The sequence below is a fragment of the Desulfonatronospira sp. genome (assembly GCA_003563255.1).
GTDB lineage: Bacteria > Desulfobacterota > Desulfovibrionia > Desulfovibrionales > Desulfonatronovibrionaceae > Desulfonatronospira.
Window position 1 is genome coordinate 1 of the sequence record PWSL01000100.1, and the last position, 6,771, is coordinate 6,771.

General features: G+C 53.7%; 7 protein-coding genes and 1 pseudogene. 2 read left to right on the top strand and 6 right to left on the bottom strand.

Annotated features, from left to right (window positions below):
* Both QZP87_RS02940 and QZP87_RS02945 read left to right on the top strand, forming a co-directional pair.
* On the top strand, window positions 1-1,178 hold a 1,178-nt coding region (locus QZP87_RS02940; protein WP_291321424.1), incomplete at its 5' end, for a molybdopterin dinucleotide binding domain-containing protein.
* A gap of 13 nt (window positions 1,179-1,191) precedes the next feature.
* Window positions 1,192-1,917 carry a 4Fe-4S dicluster domain-containing protein gene (locus tag QZP87_RS02945; RefSeq protein ID WP_291321425.1) on the top strand — a complete coding sequence of 242 codons (726 nt, stop codon included), beginning with the start codon at window positions 1,192-1,194 and terminating at the stop codon, window positions 1,915-1,917.
* A gap of 136 nt (window positions 1,918-2,053) precedes the next feature.
* On the opposite strand, the gene QZP87_RS15485 is transcribed toward QZP87_RS02945, so the two are convergent.
* The 6 genes and pseudogenes from QZP87_RS15485 to QZP87_RS02970 all read right to left on the bottom strand — a co-directional run.
* The gene (locus QZP87_RS15485; protein WP_363330980.1) at window positions 2,054-2,392 is read right to left on the bottom strand and encodes a type II toxin-antitoxin system PemK/MazF family toxin; all 339 of its coding nucleotides are present in this window, start codon (window positions 2,390-2,392) and stop codon (window positions 2,054-2,056) included.
* Window positions 2,393-2,996: 604 nt separating this feature from the next.
* Window positions 2,997-3,503, bottom strand: coding sequence for a hydrogenase maturation protease (locus QZP87_RS02950; protein ID WP_291321426.1), 507 nt, complete (start codon window positions 3,501-3,503; stop codon window positions 2,997-2,999).
* Between the two features lie 97 nt (window positions 3,504-3,600).
* A complete protein-coding gene (locus QZP87_RS02955; protein WP_291321427.1) occupies window positions 3,601-5,139 on the bottom strand; it encodes a Ni/Fe hydrogenase subunit alpha in 1,539 nt (512 codons plus the stop codon).
* Between the two features lie 15 nt (window positions 5,140-5,154).
* Window positions 5,155-6,141: a F420-nonreducing hydrogenase gene (locus QZP87_RS02960; RefSeq protein WP_291321428.1), complete on the bottom strand. Its 987-nt coding sequence runs from the start codon at window positions 6,139-6,141 to the stop codon at window positions 5,155-5,157.
* Complete coding sequence (locus QZP87_RS02965) at window positions 6,141-6,554, bottom strand: hydrogenase iron-sulfur subunit (RefSeq protein WP_291321429.1); 414 nt, start codon at window positions 6,552-6,554, stop codon at window positions 6,141-6,143. Before QZP87_RS02965 ends, QZP87_RS02960 begins: the two co-directional genes overlap by 1 nt.
* Window positions 6,555-6,573: 19 nt before the next feature.
* A pseudogene (locus tag QZP87_RS02970) lies at window positions 6,574-6,771 on the bottom strand (heterodisulfide reductase); the annotation flags it as partial.

Genomic DNA, 6,771 nt, shown 5'->3' on the forward strand with positions numbered 1-6,771 from the left:
AAGAAGGCTCCATTACCAATTCCGGGCGCTGGGCCCAGTGGCGTTATGAAGGCCCCAAACCCCTGGGGGGCAGTAAGAGCGACGGGGACATGATGGTCATGCTGGCCAGAAGGCTCAAAGCCCTTTACCAGGAGGAAGGCGGAGAATTCCCGGAACCTATTGCCAATCTTAACCTGGACAATATAGTCACTGACGGCGCATTTGATGTACAAAAAATGGCCAGGCTGCACAACGGCTACTTCCTCAGGGATAAGACCATCGATGGTACCACATATAAAGCCGGAACCCAGGTGCCGAGCTTTGCTCTGCTCCAGGACGACGGGTCCACTGCCTGCGCCAACTGGCTGTACTGCGGTTCCTTCACCGAGGATGGCAATTTGATGGCCCGCCGGGACAAGACCCAGACGGACATGCAGGCCAATATCGCTCTATTCCCCAACTGGTCCTGGGCCTGGCCGGTGAACAGGCGTGTGCTCTACAACCGGGCCTCTGTGGACAAGAATGGTCGGCCATACGCTCCGGACAAGCCGGTCATCAAGTGGCAGAACAACCAGTGGGTGGGTGACGTACCCGACGGCGGCTGGGGACCCAGCGAGAGGCATCCGTTCATCATGACCACAGAAGGCTTTGGCCGCCTCTTTGGGCCTGGCCTGGTGGACGGACCATTTCCGGAACACTATGAACCCCTGGAATGTCCTTTTGAAGAGCAGCCTTTTTCAAAACAGCTGCACAACCCCGTGGCCCTGCATTTCGAAGGGGAAAAACGGGCCGTGTGCGATCCGCGCTACCCCTTCGTGGGCACTACCTACAGGGTCACCGAACACTGGCAGACAGGAGTCATGACCCGCTGGACCCCCTGGCTTCTGGAATGCATGCCTGAACTCTTTGCCGAAATCGATCCGGAACTGGCAAAGCTGCGGGACATCAACAACGGCGACAAGGTTATCGTGGAAAGCCCCCGTGGCCAGGTGAAGGCAGTGGCCATTGTCTCCCATCGTCTGGCACCTTACAAAGTCATGGGCCAGACCCTGCACATGGTTGGCCTGCCCTGGCACTACGGCTGGCTGCAGCCCAAAGACAGCGGGGATGCGGCCAATCTGCTCACCCCGGCCGTGGGCGACGCCAACACCGGAATTCCGGAAACCAAGGCCTTCATGGTTAACATCCGCAAAGCTTAAGGAGGAATGATTCATGGATGGAAAAGGATTTTTTATAGATCTGACTAAATGTCACGCCTGCCGGGGATGCCAGGTGGCCTGCAAGCAGTGGCACAAGCTGCCGGCAGAAGATACCAGGAACTGGGGCTCATTCCAGAATCCCAAAGACCTGTCCTTTATCACATACAAGCTGGTGCGCATGGAGGAAGTGGTTGAAAACGGCAAGATCAAGGACTGGCTTTTCTTCCCGGATCAATGCAGGCACTGCTTTGATCCGCCATGTAAAATGGTCGGGGACATGGACGACGAGCAGGCAGTGCTCCAGGACGACCGCACCGGTGCAGTCCTGTTCACCTCCAGGACCAAGAATCTCTTTCCTGACGAGATCAAGGGGTCCTGTCCCTATGATATTCCCAGGGCTGACCAGAACTCGGGCCTGATTTCCAAATGCGACATGTGTTTTGACCGGGTTATGAACGACAGGCTCCCGGCCTGCGTTCTAGCCTGTCCCACCGGCACCATGCACTTTGGGGATATGGACGAGATGAAGGAATTGGCTGAAAAGAGGCTGGCAGAAGCCAGAAAGATCTATCCCGAAGCTGTTCTGGGTGACCCCCGCGCAGTGCGGGTGATCTATCTCTTCCAGACCAGCCCGTCCAAGTTCTATCACTCTGCCGTAGCCAGCCTGCATGGACCCAGACGCTTCACCCGCAAGGAGGCCTTTGCCAGGGTGTTCAAGAACCGCAGACCGCTGGTTTAAACATCTATCATGCAAAAGGGGCCGGATCTCATCCGGCCTTTTTTTTGGCAAAGCAAAGCCAGGGCCTGTTACCCCGAAATGAAAAAGAAAAGGGGAGGGTGTTTACGCGTCCCTGGCAGTTGATGGCAGGCCTTTTTTATCTTATTTCCAGTATTGTCGAGACTGCCTGGCAAATTTTGTCAAGCTCTTGAGGGGGCAACGCTTCGATCTTCTTCTTGAGCCTGTATTTTGAAACGGCTCGCAGCTGATCGACTACGGCTACGGCAGGGCCACCCTGGCAATGCACCGGAATCGTTATCGGTGGGTGTGGCTTCGCAGCGGTAGAGAGTGGGACTACAATAACAGTGCGGCGAAGCCGGTTTATGGTGTTGTGCGTAAGCACGACACAAGGACGGGTTTTTTTCAACTCTGAACCCTGAGTCGGGTCCAAACTCACCCACCAAATGTCTCCCCGCATGATGACGGGTTCGGTCATTCCTCGATCCCGTCCTCAAATGCCTGCCATTCATCAATCTCTTGCTCTAAAACTGTGTCCCTATTGGCTGCACGGCAGGCATCCGCCAACGAGCTGTCATGTTTCGCTAATTCTTGCTCCAGCAATCGTGTAACAAGACGGGATCGCTGACGGGGAGGTACTGATGCCTGGAATCGGCGAGCAATCTCATCTGGTATGGATAAAGTTATTCGCATAGATTATCTGTATGTTTTATGATTTATGATGTCAAGCAGACTTATTCATGATCAAGGTTTAAATTGCAGGTAACCATTCAGAGGGTCTTCGGTGGTGATTACTGGACGATTGAGGCATCCCCTGAATGGTTACAATTGCAGAGTCCCGCAAGGAAGGTACCGGCTTTTCTCGACCATGACATAAAGACAGAGGTAACCATTCAGGGGGACATCGGTGTTGGCTGATGGCACAAGGCCAGGGGACTGTCCCCGCTAAGTGATGATTATGATGCTTCACAAAACTTCGCGTCTGTACTTTTCAGTTGTGCAGTGAAAGTGTCGCGGGGACTGTCCCCCTGGCCGGTATCTGCCCCCTGAATGGTTACAGACAGAGGGGTTGGATTCTGCGGCTACAGGATATGCCTGCAACAGCTCATATTTCTTCCACTCTTATAACCCTTTGAGCTTATTGCCGAGGCAATAATGTCCACTGTCTCCTGCACAGCCTTATCAACGCAGGGACTCATAATATCCGTGAACTCGTCAATCCTCTCCACTTCTATCAGGAAAATCCTTAATTCTCCTGGCATTTCATCCGGAAACAGCTGATAAGCAGTCTTGAGGGTCGCTCCAAGGGTTATGGCGTGGGAACTGGCCAGGTTTTTGGATGAAAAGATGTCCTCGATCCTTACTTCCATAACTGTACCCGGCTTGTTTCCCAGACTGCATGCGTCAACAATATACGCCCGGTTATAACCCATAAGCCTGTCCATGACCTCGAAGCCCACGGTGTAAAGCTCCTGGGTATCAACGGGAAGATCCATCCTGGATATCCGCTGAACCACCTCCAGCCCGGCCCGGTCATCCTGGAGCAGAGGATTGCCTATGCCCAGGACAATAGTTCTAACATCATTCATGCTGTATGCCTTATTAAATAAATTGACGCAGGTGGCCTGCCCCCGGACGCAGGTGTGCAGGGGGGGAAGACAGTCTTCCCGCCCTGTGACCCCATACTTAGAAGTTCTTCATTTGCTTGTACAGTTCACCGCTGTTTTTATAGATGTTTACCTCCACCGGCTGCTGTCCTCCGGTAACCGTATGCGTGGCGCAGGCCAGGCAAAGGTCATAAGGCCTGAAGGCCATTTCCACGTGGTTCAGCAGGGCCTCGCTTACATTTCCATCCTGAATAAAATGCCGGGCCGCGGTTTTTACGGCCAGGTTGATGGGTGCGTTGTTGTGGGTTGTGGACACAATAAGGTTGGCGTTCTGAACAATCCCCTGGTCATCAGTGATATAATGATGAACCAGGGTGCCCCTGTTGGCTTCGAGAATCCCTACTCCCTCACCGGTGCAGGACGATGGCTGGTTCCAGGTATCGCTGCCGGTTATCTCCGGATCCCTGGACAGTTCCAGGCATTTTTCAGCGGCTGCCAGCACCTCGATGGCCCTGGCCCAGTGGTAAGCCTGGATATAATGCACAGGTCTGGCTCCAAAAGTATCGTGAAACTTCTCAAAATGCTCCTGGGCCAGCGGGGTGCTCATGGAATCCACCACGTTCATCCGGGCCAGGGGACCCACGCAGTATATATTCGTGTCCGGGCCGCTCTTTATCCCGTCCCAGCCTCCAAGTTTTTTGTTGTAAGGAAACTTGAGATAGGACCAGGGCAGGACCCGTTCGGATATAAAATCAAGGTATTCTTTGCCGCGAAAAGTACCCACAACATTGCCTTTGGCGTCTATGGCCTTCTGGGTACCGTCATATAGAGCAAAGCGGTTCTGCTCATCAACGGTTGCCATGCAGCCCACTTCGACCCTGTACATTTCTCCTGTGACCAGTTCCATGTATTTGGGATTCTTGAGCACCACGTCATCAAAGACCTGGAGAGTCAGCTTGCCCAGCTCCACCAGTTCTTCAGCCCATTTCTCGATCTGAGCCCGCTCTTCTTCATTGATCCTTTTGGACCATCCTCCTGGCAGGGCTGCAACAGGATGATTGGGCTTGCCGCCCAGGAGTTCGAAAATTTTTACGGCCAGGCCGCGTTTCTGAAGAACAAGTTTCCCTGTCTCTGCACCTACAGCCTTGATAAGGCCCACCAGGTTACGTTCTGCCGGCGATGCGTCCGGACCCACTACGAAATCCGGAAAACCAAGGGCATAAAGCACAGCAGTATGGTCTTCCACTGTATGAGCGCTGTAGAACAGCTCCCTCAGCTTTCTGCCCGTAGAGGGCGGAGCGACGCCGTAGACATCATCCGAGGCCTTCATGGAGCACAGAAAGTGCACCGCCCGGCAGACTCCGCACACCGTGGACACTGTCCTGGGCACCTCCTCAATGGGCATGCCCTGCAGAAACTTTTCATACCCGCGAAACTCCACTGTCTGGAAAAAGGCATCGTCAACATTGCCGTTTTCATCAAGAAAAATGGCGATCTTGCCGTGCCCTTCCAGGCGGGTCATGGGATTGATCTCTATTTTTTTCACTTTACTTTCTCCTTTGATTTGCCCCCCGTTAAGACCCAGTGTCTTTTTTATCAGGGCCGCTATTTTGCCCATTTTAAACCTCCGGGGCTATGGTTTATTGCCAGGGGTCAATTTCTGATTGAGTATTCCTGAAGAGTAAGAATATCTGTAACACAGCTTGGCCATATCATTAAATTTTTGAATAAACTTCTCAGCTGTGGCATCATCCTTGAGGCTGGAGGCAATGGTTGAGACACACCTGGCTCCGTAATCCTTGACTCCGGGAATAGGTCCGCCGCACCCCCGGCAGGGAATATTGACATTGAGGCAGGATGCTCCGCAGTCCCCCTGGGTCACCGGACCAAAGCAGATATAACCCTGCTGGAGCAGGCATTTGTCTTCATCCGGCCTGCCGTCTACTGTCCTGAAAATATCTCCTATGGGCAGTCTTTGCTGATCATGCTCGGCCGGGTTACGCTTGCAGATATCGCACACGGCCTTGCCCGAGGTCAGCCATGAGCCCTTGGGCGGCAGATTGCCCGAGACAACTGCCTGGATCAACTGGAAAATAAAGTCATGATGCGGGGGACACCCGCCAACATAGTAATCAACATCCACCAGCTGATCTATGGTGCTGACCCTCTTGGTGAAGGCAGGCAGGGTCAGATCATATTTTCCTTCCCAGAGACACTGCGGCTCGGGGAGCAGCCCTTCTGGATTGTCGGTACTGAAGGTGTCCTTGTAAGCCTGATTGAAGAGTTCCTCCTTGGAATGCATGTCTCCCATGGCGGCTATCCCGCCCAGAGATGCACATGCCCCGAAGGCCACCAGGGTCTTGGATTTCTGACGGAGCACCTTGACCGTATGTTCGTTCTCAGTATTGCGGACCATGCCGTCCACAAAGGCCAGATCAATGTATCCGTCCTCCATGGCTTCCAGGTCCTTGTACTTGACGTCGGCCACGGTGGGAGCCCAGAATACCACCTCCAGGTGTTCCAGGGCATCCACAAGCCTTTCAGAAATATCAACCAGGGCCGTTTCACAACCGGCACATCCTCCTGCCAGCAGAAATCCGAATTTAATTTTATCAGCCATTAAGCACCTCCCTTGACCGGATTCGGGCCAAGCTCCTGCAGTTCCCGGGTGAATTCCTCCACCACTTCGGCAAAGCGCTTGCCCTCGGCCCCGGATATCCATTCCAGCCTGAAGCGCCTGGAATCAAACCCGGCGTCCTCTATCATTTTTTTGAGTATAGTCATGCGGCGCGAAGTCTTGTAGTTGCCTTCCTTGTAGTGGCAATCGCCGTAGTGACATCCTCCGATGAGCACACCGTCTGCCCCTCTGGCCAGGGATTCAAGAACATACTCCGGCTCCACGCTACCTGAGCATGGCACCCTGATCAGCTTGATGGTCGGGGGGTATTTACAGCGCAGGTTGCCGGCCAGATCAGCCCCGGCATAGGTGCACCACTGGCAGGCAAACCCCACAATATTTGGACTGAAAGACATGAATTTATCCTCCTGGTTGTCATTTTTGGATTCTTCTCTGCTCGCTTTGAATCTCGGCAATTATTGCATCCCTCGGCGTCTGGCTGATGGCCGCCACCTGGGCAGGATCAAAGCCCAGGGCCAGAGCCAGCACCTGGGTGTAGTAAAAAACCGGGATCGTGGAATCGATAACCCCGCGCTCCTTGAGTATGGGCTGAGACATGTCGAACTGCAGAAA

Excerpts from the sequence above, each read along its gene's own strand:
- QZP87_RS02945 (WP_291321425.1), top strand. The coding sequence starts at position 1,192 with ATGGATGGAAAAGGATTTTTTATAGATCTGACTAAATGTCACGCCTGC.
- QZP87_RS15485 (WP_363330980.1), bottom strand. The coding sequence starts at position 2,392 with ATGACCGAACCCGTCATCATGCGGGGAGACATTTGGTGGGTGAGTTTG.
- QZP87_RS02950 (WP_291321426.1), bottom strand. The coding sequence starts at position 3,503 with ATGAATGATGTTAGAACTATTGTCCTGGGCATAGGCAATCCTCTGCTC.
- QZP87_RS02955 (WP_291321427.1), bottom strand. The coding sequence starts at position 5,139 with ATGGGCAAAATAGCGGCCCTGATAAAAAAGACACTGGGTCTTAACGGG.
- QZP87_RS02960 (WP_291321428.1), bottom strand. The coding sequence starts at position 6,141 with ATGGCTGATAAAATTAAATTCGGATTTCTGCTGGCAGGAGGATGTGCC.
- QZP87_RS02965 (WP_291321429.1), bottom strand. The coding sequence starts at position 6,554 with ATGTCTTTCAGTCCAAATATTGTGGGGTTTGCCTGCCAGTGGTGCACC.